Annotated in this window: 18 protein-coding genes; 12 read left to right on the forward strand and 6 right to left on the reverse strand. The window is 39.2% G+C overall.

What is annotated here, in order from left to right:
• The first annotated feature begins 121 nt into the window (after positions 1–121).
• From rsgA to H4J46_RS12210, 5 genes are all read left to right on the forward strand, one after another.
• Positions 122–1,159 (forward strand): small ribosomal subunit biogenesis GTPase RsgA, encoded by a 1,038-nt coding sequence (gene rsgA / locus H4J46_RS12190; protein WP_182233774.1) that lies wholly within the window; start codon positions 122–124, stop codon positions 1,157–1,159.
• Positions 1,160–1,228: 69 nt separating this feature from the next.
• A complete protein-coding gene (gene asd, locus H4J46_RS12195) occupies positions 1,229–2,071 on the forward strand; it encodes an archaetidylserine decarboxylase (RefSeq protein ID WP_182234044.1) in 843 nt (280 codons plus the stop codon).
• A 408-nt stretch (positions 2,072–2,479) separates the two neighbouring features.
• The gene (locus H4J46_RS12200; protein ID WP_182137305.1) at positions 2,480–2,866 is read left to right on the forward strand and encodes a BlaI/MecI/CopY family transcriptional regulator; all 387 of its coding nucleotides are present in this window, start codon (positions 2,480–2,482) and stop codon (positions 2,864–2,866) included.
• Between the two features lie 123 nt (positions 2,867–2,989).
• Positions 2,990–4,852, forward strand: coding sequence for a M56 family metallopeptidase (locus H4J46_RS12205; RefSeq protein WP_182233775.1), 1,863 nt, complete (start codon positions 2,990–2,992; stop codon positions 4,850–4,852).
• A gap of 694 nt (positions 4,853–5,546) precedes the next feature.
• Positions 5,547–6,557 (forward strand): alpha/beta fold hydrolase, encoded by a 1,011-nt coding sequence (locus H4J46_RS12210; RefSeq protein ID WP_182233776.1) that lies wholly within the window; start codon positions 5,547–5,549, stop codon positions 6,555–6,557.
• A gap of 69 nt (positions 6,558–6,626) precedes the next feature.
• Here the strand turns inward: H4J46_RS12210 and H4J46_RS12215 are convergent, their stop codons facing one another.
• Positions 6,627–7,526, reverse strand: coding sequence for a cation diffusion facilitator family transporter (locus H4J46_RS12215; protein ID WP_310650241.1), 900 nt, complete (start codon positions 7,524–7,526; stop codon positions 6,627–6,629).
• Positions 7,527–7,628: 102 nt separating this feature from the next.
• Between H4J46_RS12215 and trmL the strand changes: the two genes are divergently transcribed.
• Positions 7,629–8,093: a tRNA (uridine(34)/cytosine(34)/5-carboxymethylaminomethyluridine(34)-2'-O)-methyltransferase TrmL gene (gene trmL, locus H4J46_RS12220; RefSeq protein WP_182233777.1), complete on the forward strand. Its 465-nt coding sequence runs from the start codon at positions 7,629–7,631 to the stop codon at positions 8,091–8,093.
• 383 nt (positions 8,094–8,476) lie between these two features.
• Here the strand turns inward: trmL and gpsA are convergent, their stop codons facing one another.
• The 4 genes from gpsA to H4J46_RS12240 form a co-directional block, all read right to left on the reverse strand.
• The gene (gene gpsA, locus H4J46_RS12225) at positions 8,477–9,484 is read right to left on the reverse strand and encodes an NAD(P)H-dependent glycerol-3-phosphate dehydrogenase (RefSeq protein WP_182233778.1); all 1,008 of its coding nucleotides are present in this window, start codon (positions 9,482–9,484) and stop codon (positions 8,477–8,479) included.
• Positions 9,485–9,487: 3 nt separating this feature from the next.
• On the reverse strand, positions 9,488–9,997 hold the full coding sequence (gene secB / locus H4J46_RS12230; protein ID WP_182137297.1) for a protein-export chaperone SecB: 510 nt from the start codon (positions 9,995–9,997) through the stop codon (positions 9,488–9,490).
• A 67-nt stretch (positions 9,998–10,064) separates the two neighbouring features.
• Complete coding sequence (gene grxC / locus H4J46_RS12235) at positions 10,065–10,325, reverse strand: glutaredoxin 3 (protein WP_220463023.1); 261 nt, start codon at positions 10,323–10,325, stop codon at positions 10,065–10,067.
• A gap of 21 nt (positions 10,326–10,346) precedes the next feature.
• Positions 10,347–10,772 carry a rhodanese-like domain-containing protein gene (locus H4J46_RS12240; protein ID WP_182233779.1) on the reverse strand — a complete coding sequence of 142 codons (426 nt, stop codon included), beginning with the start codon at positions 10,770–10,772 and terminating at the stop codon, positions 10,347–10,349.
• A 292-nt stretch (positions 10,773–11,064) separates the two neighbouring features.
• Here H4J46_RS12240 and gpmM point away from each other — a divergent pair, with 292 nt between their 5' ends.
• The 3 genes from gpmM to H4J46_RS12255 all read left to right on the forward strand — a co-directional run bounded on the left by gpmM (position 11,065) and on the right by H4J46_RS12255 (position 14,674).
• Positions 11,065–12,609 carry a 2,3-bisphosphoglycerate-independent phosphoglycerate mutase gene (gene gpmM, locus H4J46_RS12245; protein ID WP_182233780.1) on the forward strand — a complete coding sequence of 515 codons (1,545 nt, stop codon included), beginning with the start codon at positions 11,065–11,067 and terminating at the stop codon, positions 12,607–12,609.
• A 24-nt stretch (positions 12,610–12,633) separates the two neighbouring features.
• Complete coding sequence (locus H4J46_RS12250; RefSeq protein ID WP_182233781.1) at positions 12,634–13,827, forward strand: murein hydrolase activator EnvC; 1,194 nt, start codon at positions 12,634–12,636, stop codon at positions 13,825–13,827.
• 94 nt (positions 13,828–13,921) lie between these two features.
• A complete protein-coding gene (locus tag H4J46_RS12255) occupies positions 13,922–14,674 on the forward strand; it encodes a divergent polysaccharide deacetylase family protein (protein ID WP_182233782.1) in 753 nt (250 codons plus the stop codon).
• Between the two features lie 51 nt (positions 14,675–14,725).
• On the opposite strand, the gene H4J46_RS12260 is transcribed toward H4J46_RS12255, so the two are convergent.
• The gene (locus H4J46_RS12260; protein ID WP_182233783.1) at positions 14,726–15,490 is read right to left on the reverse strand and encodes a S1C family serine protease; all 765 of its coding nucleotides are present in this window, start codon (positions 15,488–15,490) and stop codon (positions 14,726–14,728) included.
• A 114-nt stretch (positions 15,491–15,604) separates the two neighbouring features.
• Between H4J46_RS12260 and H4J46_RS12265 the strand changes: the two genes are divergently transcribed.
• From H4J46_RS12265 to H4J46_RS17540, 3 genes are all read left to right on the forward strand, one after another.
• Positions 15,605–16,426 (forward strand): patatin-like phospholipase family protein, encoded by an 822-nt coding sequence (locus H4J46_RS12265; RefSeq protein WP_182233784.1) that lies wholly within the window; start codon positions 15,605–15,607, stop codon positions 16,424–16,426.
• Between the two features lie 142 nt (positions 16,427–16,568).
• Positions 16,569–17,387, forward strand: a complete 819-nt coding sequence (locus tag H4J46_RS12270; RefSeq protein ID WP_182233785.1) for a PEP-CTERM/exosortase system-associated acyltransferase — start codon at positions 16,569–16,571, stop codon at positions 17,385–17,387.
• Positions 17,388–17,462: 75 nt separating this feature from the next.
• Positions 17,463–19,490 carry a ThiF family adenylyltransferase gene (locus H4J46_RS17540; protein ID WP_182233786.1) on the forward strand — a complete coding sequence of 676 codons (2,028 nt, stop codon included), beginning with the start codon at positions 17,463–17,465 and terminating at the stop codon, positions 19,488–19,490.
• Positions 19,491–19,935: the final 445 nt, after the last annotated feature.

Here is a 19,935-nt window from a genome sequence, read left to right on the forward strand (position 1 = left end):
TGCATTTAAGCGCTACTTGAGTATATAATACGGCAGAACGTAACACGATTAAATTTATTTATCGGTTACTAACAGAGATTAAAAATACAAATTCTGAGTTAACATAAAAAGAGAATAACTTGTGGCTAAAGCCAAAAAATTAACCAAAGGTCAAACGCGACAGATCAAAGCGAACCAAAGTAAGAAATTACGTAAATCTACTGAAAAAGTACAATGGCAAGATGATGAACTCGCTGCAATTGAAACCGGTACTATTATTAGTCGTTTTGGCCAACATGCAGATGTGGAGGGCAGCGATGGCGAAATTTTTCGTTGTAATATGCGCCGCAGTATTGCTTCCTTGGTTTGTGGTGACAAAGTGCTTTGGCGCAAAGGCAAAGAAACGCAACACAGTATTTCAGGCGTAATTGAAGCAGTTCATGAGCGTAAGTCTGTACTGAGTCGCCCTGACGTTTACGATGGTGTTAAGCCTATTGCGGCCAATATTAGCCAAATACTGATTGTTTCATCAGTGTTACCAGCCTTTAACGCTGACATTATTGATCGTTACTTAGTCGCGGCTGAACAAACCGGCATTACCCCAGTTATTTTATTGAATAAAATTGATTTATTCGATGATAGCAATCGTGATGAAATTGAAAATCAACTGAATATTTACCGAGAAATTGGTTATCAAGTGACTTACATGAGTAATGAAACCGGTGAAGGTATTACTGAGTTAAAGTGTCAACTTAGCCAGCATACCAGTGTATTTGTCGGTCAGTCTGGTGTCGGTAAGTCAACACTGACTAATACCTTGATGCCTGAATTAGGTGTCGTCACTAAAATTGTCTCAGAAAATTCAGGGTTGGGTCAGCACACCACAACGGTTGCTCGATTATATCATTTTGAACAAGGTGGCGATCTGATTGACTCACCCGGCATACGAGAATTTGGCTTGTGGCATTTATCACCCATACAGGTCAGTAATGGCTTTATCGAATTTAACCCCTACATTGGGACCTGTAAATTTCGTGACTGTAAACACCAAAACGATCCCGGCTGTGCGTTAATTGCGGCGAAAGATGAAGGCAAAATCTTCCCAGAGCGCTTAGCCAGTTTCCAAAAAATATTAGCTAGTTTAGGTGATAATACCCTAACCTCACGCTTTAATGATTAAGACAGTTAAACTCACAATAAGGAAAAAATAGTGCTAGTTAATAAATTGAAAATCGCCCTACAACACCTAATGCCAAAACATGGAATTTCGCGACTAGTAGGTAAATTTGCCGCTGCAGAGGCTGGCTGGCTTACCACCAAGGCCATTAGTTATTTTATCAAAGCTTATGACATTAATATGGCAGAAGCTAAGTTAAAAAACGCCACTGATTTTACCACCTTTAATGACTTTTTCACCCGTGAATTAGCAGAAGGCGCACGCACTATCATCGCAGACCCAAACACTATTTGTTATCCTGTGGATGGTGCCATTAGTCAACAAGGGCCAATTGTACAAGGTCAACTTATTCAAGCGAAAGGTTTTAACTACAGTTTGGAGACGTTACTGGGTGGCGATCAAGCAACTGCAGCACCTTTTCAAGATGGTGAGTTTTCATGTATTTATCTGGCACCGAAAGATTACCACCGTATCCACATGCCTATTACCGGCACCTTACGAGAAATGATTTATGTGCCCGGGGATTTGTTTTCAGTAAACCCGTTAACCGCGAATAATGTACCCAACTTATTTGCCCGTAATGAACGTGTAGTCACAGTGTTTGATACTGCACATGGCCCGATGGCGATGGTGCTTGTTGGCGCAACCATAGTCGCTAGTATTGAAACAATTTGGGCTGGCACGATAACACCTCCTGCAGGTAAAGATGTGTTTCGCTGGCAATATCCTACAGAGGGCGCAGGTGCAATAACACTAGAGAAAGGCGCTGAAATGGGTCGATTTAAACTCGGCTCCACTGTTGTCACCACCTTTGCGCCAAATATGGTGAAATTTAATCCGCAAGCGGGGCCAGAAACAGTGACTCGCCTTGGTGAACATTATGCAGATTTAGTGAAATTGGCTGCCGATGCATAAATTTTGTCCCATCGCTTCAAAGCTCAGTGATAGGTATTGCAAAAAATGTAAATAATTGCTCATCAAGGGCTAGTGGTGAGTTTATTAAGAGCTCACTGCTAGCTTTTTAGTAAACGCCTATGTTGCTATATTGATAAACTTTATACAGCGATCACATCATACTGTAAGAGCAATAATTAATACTATCTGCTAATAAACATTTTCAGTACTTATGATTTGAATCTAATGACAATTAAATAGAGCAATTCAACTATTACTATTGCTCATTTATTCGTCGCAAGCTAGGATAGCAATAATAAGATACGAGTGTATTCGTATAACAACACCAAACTGACTACTTCTCGTTCAGTAAGCAGAATATTAGTTTGCTTGGTATAATATTAGATAAATTTGCCTTAAGGAATCTCAATGTTACGAGATAAATCAAATATTAAGCCTACAGAGGCGGAACTAACGCTGCTTAATATTCTATGGAAAATCGGACCAGCTACAGTTCGACAGGTCCATGACACGGTTAGCCAAAGCCAAAAAACTGGTTATACTACTGTGCTGAAGATATTACAAATCATGCACGAAAAGACCTTAGTTATTCGCGACGAAAGCAACCGAGCCCATGTTTATGCGCCCTCGAATAGCGAGATGGTTACACAATCGTCTTTATTAAAAGATTTAGTGTTAAAAGCCTTTGGTGGTTCAACATCAAAGTTAGTCATGCGAGCGTTAGATAATTCAACAAGCAAAGAAGAAATTGAAGATATTAGACAGTTACTCAATGAATTAGAACAACAATCTTAATTAACTAAGACTCAAAAGGTAACTTAAACAGGCATGATTGAGGCAAGCTTAATACATAGTCCATCATTGGCAGCTTTAGCCATAACTCTTATCCATTTTTTATGGCAAGGAGTTTTAATTGCAGTGGTATTAAAAGCCCTACTGTCGCTAATATCCTATCAAAAATCTCAATTACGCTACGCGTTAAGCTCTATGGCGATGCTAGCCAACCTTATTTTACCTATTATCACTTTTTTTCTTGTTTACGATACTCACTTTCGTCAAGTAACAAACTTTGTTCATGCCCAGCCTCTACTGGAGCAAGATTTTTATCTAGAAAAAACAGCCACAAACCCTTGGTATATGGAATGGTTGGAATATTTCCCTCTAGTCGCTATGGTTTGGTTTACTGTTGTTACAACACTTGCGCTTAAGTTAATCATAGAGCTGTACAATGTTAATAAACTGCCATTGCAGGGCTGTACTGCCGTTGATATTGCACTGCAAAAGCGTTTTGATGTGCTGCTTGTTAAAGTCGGCTTGTCGAGAAAAGTGGCCTTATTACTTTCTAACAAAACCGATGTTCCTATGGCAATAGGTTGGTTAAAGCCTGTGGTACTGATCCCATTCAGTATGTTGTCAGGCTTAACACCTCAACAGTTAGATATGCTATTACTACACGAATTAGCACATATTCGACGTCATGATTACCTGGTCAATTTTTTACAAACGCTTGTTGAAATATTACTGTTTTTTCATCCTGCAGTAAATTGGGTGTCAAAACAAATGCGTAACGAAAGGGAGTATTGCAGCGATGATGTTGCCGTACAACACGGTGGCAGTTCATTGGCCTATGCGCATACTTTGGCAGATACCGCCTCTTTGTGTGAGCAACATCGCCATCTCACCATTCCAAATATGGCCATGGCGGCTTCTGGTGGTGATTTAAAACAACGGGTTGTTCGACTCTTAGACCAGCAGCAGCACTGCACAAAAACTGCCGATACCGGCAAATGGCTTGCTTCATTTACCATTTTATTGAGCATTATTTTTCTCTTGTCTAAGTACTCGCTAACCTTGCCAATTATTGATCTACAGTCAGGTAGTATTTCATTGTATGACTCTGTAGCAGTGCAAAATAAAAACTCAATAGCACCGACACCTGAAGCCTTTCAGCAAACAAATGCCAACACCACATTTGCTAGCCATTTATTAGCTAGAAATCACACAAGTACCGGTGCATTACTGGCACCAAAAAAAGTAGGAAATTCAGCTAAAACTATTAATGAAAAGCAAAAAACCAAAGAAATAATAGCCAACAAAAAGCTTAACATTTTAAGTGATTATTCAGCTAACTCCTATTATAACGAGTTACCTTTTGTGGCTGTAAATGCAAATAATAATAAAAATGTAGCCCAACATCATGCAGAATTACAACACGAAACACAAGTTAACCAACAGCCAGATATAGCAAGCAAAAAATCGATTTCAACATTAGCATTTGAACGCACTGACTCTAAACATGTTGGAGCAGAGGCAAACCCGTATAAGCAACAAATTAATTCACTGTTAAACGAGCCGATAATATCCAGAGATACCCCAATAACGGCATTAAGCCGAAGCCAATTTGGTACTAACTACCAACAACAGACAGATAATAAATTTAGTAGTACACGCTTAGGTCAAAGCCAATTAAAAAAAAGTGTTATCAAACATGAGGCTTTTAAAACTAGCCGGGTAACAGCACGACTAATAAACTCAGCTGAACTTAAATATCCTGCTTCAGCAAAAAGAAAAGGCATAGAATTAGAGATCATGGTGGAGTTTAATATAGACCAAAATGGCTTAGTTAAAGACATTCAGTTTGAGTCTAAAAGCAAAGTTAACTACTTTCGCAATACCATTCGTAACGCTATGGAAAAATGGCGTTTTCTCCCTGCAAAAGAAAATGGCCGCGCAGTAGAGAGCACAATGTCAAAAATATTCTCCTTTAGTCTTTTAGGGTAAAGTTTAACGGTGTTCCCCCTGGTTAAAAAATTTTTCTGCTGCTCTGATGTTAACACTTGCATAACACCATGGTGAAATTTTGCCCTTTCCATTGCTGCTTGTTGAAAATTTAGCTGATGTTGGGCATAGATAGCTATAAACTTATTTTCATCAAATTCGCGCGCTTTTGCCCCTGTTTATCTTCTTTCATACTGACAAAAATCAGCTTGATTTCGCTACGTTGGGATTGACTTAGATCTAACTTTTTCGCTAAGCGATGTAAGCGTTTTCCGGCTGTGCATGCTGATGATCACGACCTTAATGCTGTTGATGACTCATGTAATAGCCATTGTGATGGCATAATATTTTTTTGTGGCCCATGGCATTGGTGCTAAAGGTACTAAGGCTGATAATACCAAGCACAAGTATGCTGATCGCCACATGGGGTTTTATTGTTGAATACAGCTTTGTGTTTTCATCAGTTTGTTCCTCAATAAATTCACCCTCAGTATAATTTGTGCAACGAAAATAAACGCAATACAACGTAAATTTTGTGTAAAGATAGCCCTAGCGCTAACTTATACATTATTACATAGCGAGAATAGTCTTACGATTATCATTGAACTACCCTTTGATATCAGTAAAAATAGTGCGAATGAATCATAAAAAATTTTATCCGATAGTTTTCTTTTGGCTATTTTTAGGAATTTCAGCCATGACTAAAGCAAAAAGCTTAGAGAGTAAGCAAGCACTTACATTAGAAAAAATTGCCGCCATTGAAAGCTTTTGGCAATCAGTAACTCAAACGTCATTCAAAACAGATGACAATATTCGCATCGCTTATGCAACTAACTTTAAACGCCCTCAAAAGCCTTATATTGTTATTGTACCTGGGCGTTCCGAAGGTTACCTAAAATATCAAGAGTTGGCTTATGACCTAGATAATCAAGGCTATGATAGCGTTATCATTGATCATCGAGGACAAGGGCTTTCGATGCGTTTAACAACAAACCACTTACAGGGTTATGTGGAAAACTTTGATCACTATGCGCAAGACCTACAACGATTGCTCCACCACGTCTTACCTGAAAAATACCCACAACATCAGCAAAGCTCTTTTATGCTAGCACATTCAATGGGTGGCGCTATTGCACTAAGATATCTGCAACTTTACCCACATAAGATCAAGGCATTAAGTTTAAGCTCTCCCATGATAGCGATATCAAGTGGCGGTACGCCAGATTGGTTAGCAAAAGCATTAATAAAAACAGGCTCAACAATAAACCATTGGTTGTCTGATACACCATGGTATTTTTTTGGACAAAATGATAGTAATCAGAGTTCATTTGAACAAAATCGCTTAATGCATTCAGCAGAGCGTTTTCAGCGTTTTAAGTCATTATATCAAGCCCAGCCAGAACTAAAACTGGGGGGAGTCACTTTTAATTGGCTAGAGCAAGCCATGATAAATTCGGATAACTTATTTATTGATATCGAAAAATTGTCGCTACCAATACAAATGTTACAAGCAGAAGATGAAGAGATTGTTGATAATAATGCTCAAGATAACTTTTGTACAACACTCAATAGTTTTAATCACAATGCTTGCCCTGGCGGTAAGCCCATAATCATCTCTGGCGCCTATCATGAGCTTTTTTTTGAAGTGGACGAATACCGAGATATCGCGATAGATAAAACCATCACATGGTTTTCACAACATCAATAACCCATAGCCAAAAGCCAATGAGTAAAACATAAGAAGTTATGCCTTAATCATCGGCTTTTCGTCTTTAGCCTATTCGTGGTTGGACGCTGGCAAAGGGTCGTGATGAATAAATACTTCACAGGGTGCTAAGGCTAGAATAATTTCTGTTTCAATGGCCTCGCCAATACTATGAGCTTCTAACAAAGATAACTTACCGTCTAATTCTAAGTGAAATTGAATAAAACGATCGGGCCCTGCTTGTCGTGTTCTTAACTCGTGTAAACCATGAGTGCCTTCATGCGCCAAAATAATTTTCTTAATGGTATTAAGCTCTTCTTCAGTAAGTTCATGATCCATTAAGTGATGCACACTGTTCCAGATAATTTTACCTGCGCCAATGAGCAGGAATATAGCCACAGCAACAGTAAAAACCCCATCCGCTTGCAACCAATAACCTTGGCTTAAAAACAGGGCCGCAAGCACGCCTAAATTCAGAATTAAGTCAGATTGATAATGCAAAGCATCGGCACTGATGGCGACAGATTTTGTCCGGTTAATGACATATTTTTGCAATATCACCAACAACAAGGTCATGACAATAGCGATAATTGAGACCACAATACCCACTTCGGTACGCACCACTTCCTGTGGATTAATAATGCGGTCAACACCATTGAACACCAGTAATAATGCTGAACCCAACACAAAGGCAGCCTGTACCAGTCCAGCTAAACTTTCCGCTTTGCCGTGACCAAATTTATGTTCTTTGTCGGCCGGAGCCAGAGCGAAACGTAAAATCACCACATTCATGATGGAAGCGAATAAATCTAAAATCGAGTCAGTCGCAGAAGCTAACATGGCACTAGCGTCAGTAACAAAAAAAGCATAAAGCTTCAACACTACTAAAATCAACGCCGTTGTTGTTGCCGCAAATGCTGCTAGCTTTACTAAGTAAGCATATTGGTTTGAATCTATCTGGTTAGCTTGCACTAAGTCCTCCTAATGAATAAATATTGCTTAACATTGATAAAGCAAAGCCGAATCAAGCACGGTATAATACCACTTAATTATACAATTTATTAAGCACTTGATATGTTAGATGTCGTTTTATTTCAACCTCAAATTCCACCCAACACAGGTAATATAATTCGCCTATGTGCTAATACCGGCTTTAGGTTACATCTAATTGAGCCACTCGGCTTTGACCTAGAAGATAAAAAATTGCGCAGAGCCGGTTTAGATTACCATGAGTTTGCGGCGCTTAAGCGCCATAAGAATTATCAAAGTTTCATTGAAAGTGAGCAACCTAAGCGCATATTAGCGGTGACAACAAAATCTACCGGTTATTATGGTGACATCAGTTTTCAGTCCGGTGATTATCTTTTATTTGGCTCAGAAACCGGTGGTTTACCTGAAGATGTTAGGCAACAAATACCTGACCAAGACAAAATTAGAATACCTATGTTAAAAGATAGTCGTAGTATGAACTTATCAAACGCCACCGCTGTGATTGTTTATGAGGCATGGCGCCAGCTAGGTTTTGCAGACTCAGTATAAAAATAAATCCGTTATAACCTGATGACCCTTATGCTAAAGCGGGTTAAATTTCATTTAACTTGTGGACTAAAGTCCAGCCTTCATAGAGCCTAAAGGTGATTTCAACGTTCATAGCTTTATTGCCGGTCGGATTTTAGTCCGTGAAACCTTGATCGGGGGATTAATGTGATAGGTAAACAAACATCTGTAGCGAGTACTATTTTTTATAATCTGTAAATATAGATTAAAAAATTAATGTTGTTTATGGCGAAAATCGTTAAATTTCATTTAAATTGATGGACTAAAGTCCAGCCAACGTAAAAGTTACGTGTGAACTTCAACCTTGGCTAATGATTTAAACTGCCCGCTATTTATTCAATTACCAAAATGTGGTTTATTTGACCTTATTCAAATTTACGGTCACGAGATAATAAATCTGCTGCGGCTAATTTGGCGTCTTTAGCGCAATAAAGTACCTGATAAACCTGCTCAACAATCGGCATTTCAACACCCATGCGCTGTGCCAACATATAAACTTCTTTGGTGTTGCGATAACCTTCAACCACTTGACCAATATCAGCAATCGCTTGCTCAACACCTGCGCCAGCACCTAACGCTAAGCCAAAACGACGGTTACGTGACTGGTTGTCAGTACAAGTTAATACTAAATCACCTAGCCCTGCCATGCCCATAAATGTCGACGGTTCAGCGTTTAATGCACAACCTAAGCGGGTCATTTCGGCTAGGCCACGGGTAATTAAAGCCGTTCGTGCATTTGCACCGAAGCCAATACCGTCAGCCATACCGGCACCAATGGCAATAACATTTTTAACGGCTCCGCCTAACTGTACACCGATAAAATCGCTGTTGCTGTAAACTCGAAAGGTTCGCCCACAGTGTAATAAGTTAGATATATCTTCAACAAAGGCGTCATCGGTTGAAGATAAAGATATCGCCGTTGGTAATCCTGCGGCCATTTCTTTTGCAAAAGTAGGGCCAGAAAGCACAGCTAACGATATGTCATTACCTAAGATCTCTCGTGCTACGTCTTGCAATAAGCGCCCTGAATCGTGCTCTAAACCTTTAGTAGCCCAAACTAAACGCGCATCTTTTCTTAGATAAGGTTTGATTTTCTCCAGCATTTCACCAAATACATGGCTCGGCACCACCAATAAAATATTTTTACTGGCCGCGACTACGTTGGCCAAATCATCACTCACCACTAATGCTTTTGGAAACTGGCTACCGGGTAAATATTTTTCATTAGCGCGCGTGCTCACCATTTCAGCAACGTGATTAGCATCACGTCCCCAAAGCAATGTTTTATGACCATTACGGGCTAAACATATGGCTAGCGCTGTGCCATAAGAGCCAGCGCCAATAACAGAAATTGCTGCAGAATCAGGGCTCATAAACTAGTGAGTTTCTGTACTTGCTGGTGCTTGTTCGGCATTCGCTTGTGCTGCACGTTGTTGTACATAGTTGGCGAATAAAGCTTCAAAGTTTACCGGGGCTAAGTTAATTTGTGGGAAAGAGCCACGACTAACTAAGTTCGCTACTGATTCACGCGCATAAGGGAATAAAGTGGTAGGACAAAATGCACCAATAGTATGGGCTAACTGTGCTTCAGGCAGGTTACCTATGGTAAAAATACCGGCTTGTTGAACTTCAGCTAGAAAAGCAGTTTGGTCTTCAACTTTAGCCGTCACGGTTAACGACAAGGTTACTTCATAAGTATCATCAGCAAGTTTAGTTGATTTAGTATCAATATCTAACTGGATTTCTGGCTTCCAATCTTTTTGAAAAATTGCCGGTGAATTGGGAGTTTCAAATGAGATATCTTTGGTATAAACGCGTTGAATCGCAAATTGTGGTGCTTGTTGTTCAGTTGTTGCTTCTGCGCCGTTTTGAATTTCGTCAGCCATGTTATGTTACTTCCTATATAGTTACGCCTTTTTTAAGGCATTTTTATTCTATGTTTTTTCACTGATATTATTGTGATAAGAGTGAAGCTAATTTTCCTTGCGCATGCAATGCAAGTAATTCATCACAACCGCCGATATGCTCGTTGTTAATAAATATTTGTGGCACTGTTGCGCTGCCCTGACTGCGTGTGATCATTTTTTCACGCAATGGTGCATCACCATCAATTTTTATTTCGTTGTAAGTAACCTTCATATCATCAAGCAAAGCTTTCGCTCTCATGCAATAAAAACAAGTTACTTTGGTATATATGTCAACTGCCATTATCATAATCCGTTGTTTGGTTGCATACTACTTGGTTACAGGTAAGCCTGCACTTAACCAAGCATTCATGCCGCCTTTAAGTAAACTTACTCGAGTAAAACCCGCTTTTGCTAGCTGGCTAGCCACTTTGCCTGCGCTCATGCCAGCACTACATACTATAATGATGGGATTATCTTTATGTTTTTCAAGACTAGAAAATTCATTTTTACTGACTTTATCATTGCCAAGGTGCAAGGCATCGACAATATGTCCGGCTTTAAAGTCTTTCTCGCTTCGGCTATCAACAACAACACCTGACTCTCTATTAATTAAAAAAGTCATTTGTTGTGTGCTTAATTGTTTAATAGGTGACATTTGAATTCTGACCGTCATGACAATAATCATCAAAACAATAAACAGCCAAATAGTGCTGAGCAATGATTGACTCATTGCGAAGGTAATAAGTTGGTCCATAAGTTTTATATTCTAATTAACTAAAATTTGCCAATAGTATACAGGCTAATAAACTAAACCCAAACTGAACTTTTCATAGAAAAACAGATTTACTTAATATCTTAATACGCATCGACAAATTTTGTTCTTATCGCTGTAACTTTTCACGACATAATTGACTGATAAAAGCTGATGAGATCAGAAATATTTTCTCTACTATTTTCTCTACATAGACAGAAGATATTCACTGCGTGTCTTGATATACTGCTGCTGAAAATTATTTTTATCTCTCATTACTCGTATAAAGGAAGCCGTGATGCCACACAAAAAATCAACAGTTCTTATTATTTTAGATGGTTGGGGATATAGAGAAAACCCAGAGTCTAATGCTATTTATCATGCCAAAACCCCGGTAATAGATAACTTAATGGCGAATAAGCCAAATATGCTGATTGAGACCTCAGGCATGGCGGTTGGTTTACCTGACGGGCAAATGGGTAACTCTGAAGTAGGTCATGTTAACTTAGGCGCTGGCCGTATTGTTTATCAAGACTTCACTCGCATTACCAAAGCGATTAAAGATAAAGAATTTCAAAGCAACCCTGTTTTAGTCAATGCAGTAGAAAGCGCCGTTAGCAACAATAAAGCGATACACGTTTTTGGTCTATTATCTCCAGGTGGCGTCCATAGCCATGAAGATCATATTTTTGCGATGTTAGAAATGGCGGCTGAAAAAGGCGCAAAAAAGATTTATTTACATGCCTTTTTAGATGGCCGTGATACGCCACCACGCAGTGCAGAAGCTTCGTTAATAAAAGCACAAGCAAAGTTTGCTGAATTAGGTTGCGGGCAAGTTGCCTCGGTAATTGGCCGCTATTATGCTATGGACAGAGATCAACGCTGGGAACGCGTTGAATTAGCTTATAATTTAATGGTTTCAGGCCAAGCCGATTTTCACTATAGTCAGGCGACTGATGCTTTGCATGCTGCTTACGCGCGCGACGAAAATGATGAATTTGTTAAAGCCTCAGCAATTACCGACGAACAGGGTGAAGTGATTAAGGTGCAAGATGGCGATGCCATGATCTTTATGAATTTTAGAGCCGATCGTGCGCGCCAATTTACCCGCTGTTTTACCGACACAAAATTTTCAGGCTTTACACGCCAAAAACAACCCAAACTCGGCAGTTTTGTTATGCTAACCGAATATGCCGCCGATATCGATGCACCGGCTGCATTCCCGGCGGTAAAACTTAATAACGTGTTAGGAGAATGGTTAGAAAAGCATGATAAAACGCAACTGCGCATTTCAGAAACAGAAAAGTATGCGCACGTAACGTTTTTCTTTAGCGGTGGTAAAGAAGATACTTTTGTCGGTGAACAACGAATATTAGTGCCATCACCACAAGTAGCGACCTATGACCTACAACCAGAAATGAACTCAACCCTGTTAACCGATAAATTAGTGGCCGCAATAGAAAGCGGCGAGCATGACTTTATTGTTTGCAACTATCCAAATGGTGATATGGTAGGTCATACCGGTGATTTTAATGCCGCAGTAAAAGCCTGTGAGGCCGTCGACACTTGTATTGGTAGAATAGTGACCGCATTAGAGAAAACTGGCAGCGAGTGTTTAATTACTGCTGACCACGGCAACGCAGAACAAATGATGGATAAGGTGTCAGGACAAGCGCACACCGCACATACTTGTGAACCTGTACCGTTAATTTATATTGGTCGAAACGCAAAAATGGCCAAAACAGGCGCGCTAAGTGATATCGCTCCCACTATTTTATCATTAATGAATATGCCTCAACCCAAAGAAATGACCGGGTGTAAATTATTAACCTTAACTTAACTTAATTTAAACATGCTTTTTAAGATGAATATCAGCAAGCCGATATTAAAACGTAGCCAGTTTAGCACTGGCTACGCTTTTTTTATTGGCCTAGTGCTGATGTTTTGCTCGTTTAATATTTTGGCCCAAACAAGTGCTAATGTTAAAAATAGTACCCAAAGCAGTGCAAAAGCCAATCAGCAACTGTCTGATATTCAACAAGCTATTAATCAACAAAAAAAAACCTTATCAAGTACTAATGTAGAGATTAGTGATCTAGAGCAACAATTAAAAACAGACGATATCGCCATAGGTGAAGTGGCCCGAAACTTAGCAAATACCAGTACTAGCCTAACCACAACACGCCAAAAACTAAGCCAGCTTAGCGCAGAAAAAAAACAATTAACACTGGCCAAAAAACAGCAAGAGCAGATATTAGCCAAGCAACTTAGAGCCGCTTATTCCACCGGCCATCACGACTATATAAAGTTAATCCTTAACCAACAAAAACCCAGTAACGTACAGCGTACTATTACTCATTATCAATACCTCAATGCTGCCCGTATTAAAGAAATTGAAGCCTTTAAAAGCACGATTACACAACTGAATAACGTAACAGCACAGTACCAGCAGCAAGCTGAACAATTAACACAATTAACACAAACCCAAAGTCAACAAAAACAACTGCTCGAATTATCAAAAAACAAACAAAAACAAACCTTAAAAGCGCTCAATAAAAAGGCGCTTACCGAACAACAGAAGCTGGCTAAATTAGAACGAGAAGAGTCAGCATTGGTTGCCTTGTTGAAAAAAATAGCTGCTGCCACACAAAAAGTAGATAATCTAGTCGGTTTGAGTAAATTAAAACGTAAGCTGAGTTGGCCAGTTAAAGGGCAAATTCGTCACCGTTTTGGCTCAAGTAAGCAAGGCTACTTGAAATGGAAAGGGGTATTTCTTTCAGCACCGATTGGCCAACAAGTTAAAGCCATTCACAATGGCACTATTTTATTTTCAGATTGGCTTAAAGGTTATGGACTGGTCTCTGTTGTTGATCATGGCGATGGTTACATGAGTTTATATGGTCATAATCAAGCGTTACTTAAAGCTGTTGGCGACCGTGTAGAAGCAGGTGAACCCATAGCTTTGGTGGGTCAAAGTGGTGGTCAAGCCAACTCAGGCCTGTACTTTGAAATTCGACATACCGGCATGGCCGTCAACCCTAAACTTTGGTGCAAATAAGCTTATGCAGTGTTAGGCATTTAACTAGTCGATTTTGACCATCTGAACTGTTACCCTAAATAATGATTTATTATCTCATCAAAAAAAACTAACCGTGCTGCGACTCCTACTAACCTTTAGCTTACTTTGGCCTGCTTTGCTTTATGCTCAACCGGCACAAGTAGCGATCATTATTGACGACATTGGCTATCGAAAAAGCGACGTTCAAGCACTCTATTTGCCCGGAAATATCAGTTACGCGATTCTTCCCCATACGCCCTATGGAAAAATATTGGCGTTGCAGGCAAAAGCAAACAAAAATGATGTTATTCTGCATATTCCCATGGAAGCGAAAAATGGCAAAAAACTCGGCCCCGGCGCGTTAACTAGTGCCATGAATGAAACGGGTATTCGAGCAAGCTTAACTCATGCTTTTGCTGAAATTCCTTTCGCTTTGGGTATCAACAACCACATGGGCAGTAAACTTACCGAGCTATATCAACCTATGGCGTGGACCATGCAATTTCTGCGTGAACGAAATTTAATGTTTATTGATAGCTTAACCACTGGCGCTAGCCAAGCAGAAGAAGTTGCCATAAGCTTTGGTGTACCGAGTTTACATCGACATATCTTTCTCGATAATAAATTAGAACACGCCTATATTCTCAGTCAATTTGAACAACTCATACTCGATGCTAAACGTTATCGTAGCGTTGTTGCTATCGCGCATCCACACCCTGAAACAATCAGATCATTACATCAACTTTTACCCTTGCTCGATAAAAACAACATAGAGTTAGTGCCGATATCAAGGCTACTAAACAATAAAACGGCCATATCAAATCAGCAAACAAATGCTGAAGATTAACCCGCTTTTTTACTTTACCAGCGGCTGGAGTTATCAGGTAAGATATAGCCACTAGCCCTTTATATTATGCTTTTTTAATAGTTGATGTAGATACTTCACGGGTATCGCATAGGTAATGCCGCTCGGCTTACTGATCACTGTTTCTTTACTCTGCTGAACAAAAACTTTATTAATAATGCCAATAACCTCACCTGTTTTAACATCATACATAGCACTACCACTGTTGCCCGGATAAGCGGTTGCATCTAATTGATACACTAAATAAGGATCTCTTAAGCGCTTAAGCATAGCTATGCTTATTTGTCTTGTATCATCAACGGGTATAATAGTGGGTGTTACGGCGGCAATAATACCTCGGTGTGTTACAGGATAAAGCCCCAAAACGGCGCCAATCGGGAATCCAGTAAATGCGATAGCACTGCCTTCACGTCGAAAGTCATTGTTTGCTAAAGATAATGCGGGTAACGCCTGCCCTTCAATTTTAAGAATAGCAAGGTCATGATCCTCATCATGGGCAATCAATTTAGCTAATTTTACTTTCGCCGCTCGGCCCTTACCGGTAAAAACAGCTAATTTCTGTAATAACCTATCATCTAACTCTTGCTCAATAACATGGTGATTAGTCACGATATAAGTGCCATCACCAATAACAAATCCCGTGCCATAAAGTTTATTTTTTGGCTGTCCTGTCGGCGTATAAACACCAATACCGACCACAGAAGGTTTAAGTAAGCTCACCGTACCCGCTAAATCAGCACAGGCTATTGAACTGAATATCAGCCCAATAAAGCTTAATAATGGTAATAATTTATTCATATTTTCACTCCTTTTAAAAATTTAAGACTTTACCTGAACTTAGCACATTTTTTTGTTAGCGATTTTGCCATTTTTACCCATAATTAAATAATAGGATACAGCGAGGAGATATATGTGGCGAATATAGTGCCTATTTTAGCTGGCGGGGGAACACGCTCACCCGCTCATATCGGCGTTTTGCAAGCATTAAAAGATTTGCATATCGATTTTTCTCATCTTGTTGGCGTATCGGGGGGGAGTATAATTGCAAGCTTGTATGCTGCTGGATTATCGATAGCAAAAATTAAACATATTGCGATAACTACCGACTACAATCAATTTAAAGGTTTCTCATTAGTGTGCTTAATTCGTAATGGCGGTTTAAGTTCTGGTGACATTTTTGAACAATGGGTTGACCAACAGTTAGCAGGTAAAAGGTTTATCGACCTAAATCGAAACTTACATATCGTAGCCACCGATGTAAAAACTGGCCGACCCGTTATTTTTAACCGCGCAAGAACACCTAATATGAAAGTTTCTTTGGCCGTGCGTTTTTCTATGTCAATTCCACTGGTTTTCAGCTTTAAACCCTTTGGTAAACATTTAATGGTTGATGGCAGTATTTTATCTGAAGATGCCTTACACCGAGATTGGGCTATGGACGGCACACCCGTATTGTGTTTTCGTCTGCGCGGTGAGCATGAATATGACGAGCTTAAAACCGATGGGCTATTTCCTATCGTAAATTACATGACGTTATTGATCAGAACCTTTATGACAACCATATCACGTGAGTATATTAATGACGCCTTTTGGCACAATACCATCATTATCAATACTGGCTTACGCTCAGCCATTGATTTTGGCATGAGTGAAGAAGAAAAGTTTTCACTCTTTGATATTGGCTATGAAACTGCAATGAAAATTGTGCCCATTAAAACTCATCATGGCCGTTAAGTGCTTAAATTATTTATTAACAAATAAATAACAATTATATTTCATAATAATCACATAAAGTGGTAAGTTAATTATGTAGCTATACTAAAAATAAAATAATTATCATCATGCATAACCGACTAAAAGTCAGGAACTAAAAATAATGAATTGGAGCAAGAAGTTGCTAAACGTGCCTGTGCTTGGAGCCATCACCAAACGCATTGCATCAATGAAAGTTAATCATGATGCGATGAATATTGCTGAGCATTTCACCCAATTCTTGCAGCCAGAATTTGCCAATACTGATGAGTTACGCGACGAGGTTTTCCGCATTCGCCATAATGTGTATTGTGAAGAGTTGGCCTATGAAAAAATAAAAGATGGTGGCAAAGAGCAAGATGAATTTGATGCCCAATCTATTTTTGCAATGATAAAACACAAACCTTCAGATACTTATACCAGCTGTGTACGAGTAGTGAAATCAGCAAACGAAACTGAACTATTACCGATAGAGAAATACTGCCTAGATTCCATACAGAATAAGGAACTGCATCCAAGCAACTTTCCACGCCATGAAATAGCTGAAATATCACGCCTTGCCGTAAAAGCAGAATTTAGACGTCGTAAAACAGATAAATTCAAGGGCTCAGCAGTCGGTACGATTAACGAACCCACTTACTCAGAAACAGAACTACGTTGCTTTCCATTTATAGCCATTGGGCTATATATGGCAGCAGCAGCAATGGGTATGGAAACAGGTGTTAAACATGTTTATGTCATGATGGAACCTAGGTTAGCACGTAGCATGAAGTTCGTTGGTATCAATTATATTCAGCTTGGAGAAGCCATTGATTATCATGGTTTACGAGCACCGTACTATATTAATGCAACCATATTTATGGAGGATTTATCTCCTGGATTTAAATGTTTATATAAAGCCATAGCTAAAGATATTTGCAAAAATTTATCGTTAGTCAAATAAAAATATTTTTCACCCTATTATTTACACTACATTTAAGTACAACATTATCTTAAATAAATACCAATAGGAAAGTAGATGTTTGATTATAATAAAGCATTTTCCAGAAATGTTGGCTGGGTCACAGAAGAAGAACAACAGCAATTAAGACATAAAAAAATTGCAATTGCCGGTATGGGTGGTGTTGGAGGAGCTCATCTAATAACTCTTGCCCGCTTAGGTGTCAATAATTTTAACATCTCAGATTTTGACAGTTTTGAAGTACACAATTTTAATCGTCAATCGGGTGCATTCATGTCGACCCTAGGACAACAAAAATCTGATGTAATGGAGGGAATTGCCAAAGATATAAACCCAAATATCGATATACAAGTTTTTCCAGAAGGTGTATTTTCTCATAATGTAGATGAATTTCTAAGTGGTGTAGATATTTACGTTGATGCTCTCGATTTTTTTGCCTTAGAAGCTCGAAAAACAGTTTTTCAGAAATGTTATGAGAATAGCATTCCAGTTATAACCGCAGCGCCGCTTGGAATGGGCTGTGCATTTTTATGTTTCATGCCGGGTAAAATGTCTTACGAACAATACTTTCGCTTCGACGACAAAGACACTGAGAATGACCAACTAATTCAATTCCTCATCGGTTTATCTCCTGCTATGCTGCAACGCTCTTACCTTGTTGATGAAAGTCGCGTCAGTTTTATTGAAAAACGCGGGCCTTCAACGCCTATGGCCATAAATTTATGTGCCGGAATTGCCGAAACTTATGTTTTAAAAATATTACTTAATAGAGGGCCAGTTTTGGCTGCCCCGTGGGGCTTGCATTTCGATGCCTATAGAAATAAGTTTGCCAAAACATGGAGACCATTTGGTAATGCCGGTATATTACCCCGATTAATGTTTAAAATAGCTAAAAAAATTGTCATGCGGCCAACAATAAATATAAAGATTGAGACTGAATTAAAACCGATAGAACAAATTTTTGAATACGCCAAATGGTCACCCAGTGGCGACAATATGCAACCGCTAAGAATTGAAGTACTAGACGAACATAGCTGCATCATTCATGGTCATGATACCCGAAAAGATGTTGTTTATGATTTAAAGGGTAACGCCAGTAAACTTGCGCTGGGTTGCTTTCTAGAAAATGCAAAAATTGCTGCGCAATCTCTTAATTTTGAAATATGCTGCAGCCAAATAAGTAATAAAAACGGCTTTGAGCCTGACCAAGAAAACTATGACTTATTTCCTACTTTTAAATTAGCAATACAAGCGTCTAAAACATCACTTTCAACTCACGCTCTTTTTCCCTATATAAAAACCCGTTGTGTACAGAGAAAAAGGATGGGAACAAGGCCGTTATCGACAACCGAAAAACAAAAATTAGCAGCAATACTACCTGAAGGCTATTCAGTGATTTGGAAAGAGTCCTTTGCTGAACGTTGGCGAGTGGCTAAGTTGATGTACGGTAATGCCACCACACGATTAAGTATGGAAGAAGGCTTTAACGTACATTCAAAAATAGTGGAATTCACTCCTATTGAGCAAGATACCAGCCTGGAAAAAAACTGTAACTCAACGTTTAGTAAAGATAAGCTACCAGCAAAGTCTTTAGGTATAGATCCCTTAACTATTGCCTTGTCTCGTTGGTCATTAAAAAGCTGGTCGCGCTTTCACTTTCTTGATAAGTATCTGGCCGGTACTGTGGCTCCTAAGCTCTTATTGGACTTTTCAACTGCAATAAAAAGCTCTGCGCACTTTGTTATTATTGCAGACAAAGAGCCCTCTGGGCTAGCAAGCTATTTAGAGGCAGGAGCGGCAGTACAAAAATTTTGGCTGCAAGCCACAGCGTTGCAACTTGGCTTTCAACCCGAGCAAACCCCTGTTATTTTTTCTGAGTATTTACGTACGGATGTAAAATTTACTGAAAATAAAAAGGCCAGAGAAAATGCTATCAAAATGGACCATTGTTTTAAAAGCTTAATAGGCGAAAGTAATGCTAGTCGTGCTATATTTGCCGGTCGTGTCGGGCGCTCATCACTCCCTACCAGTAGATCAGTAAGGTTAAGCTTAGAAGAGCTTAGGTATGTAAAAGACTCACAGTAACTCGATGATAAGCCCCACAACACGTGTTAACAATTATTTGTTAACACGTGTTGTGGGCTGGCGCTTCAATATCAGAGCGATGCAGATAAAAATGAATCACGGCATAAAACAATAAAACAAAAATTATGGCAATAAATAACCATTTTAATAACGTGATCAAACCTGACACTAGGGCAAGGATTTTGATTGCAGTGGGAAATTCAAATAGCATTAAAATAATACAAATGTTCTCAATAATATCAACTAACATAATAAAAAAAGGCAGTACTCTTACGTACTGTATTTTATGATGCTTTACATAACTTCGCGCAATAAAAAAAGTCAGTCGTAAGCTGAAGAAAAGTGAATAAAACAGTGGCTACACCATATCAATAGTGATGAGTCCCTTAATATATGCCAGGCGATTTTCAACGCCATAAGATGCGATAAGTGTATTGGCCTGCAT

This window comes from Colwellia sp. MB02u-6, from assembly GCF_014077095.1.
Taxonomy (GTDB): Bacteria; Pseudomonadota; Gammaproteobacteria; order Enterobacterales; family Alteromonadaceae; genus Cognaticolwellia.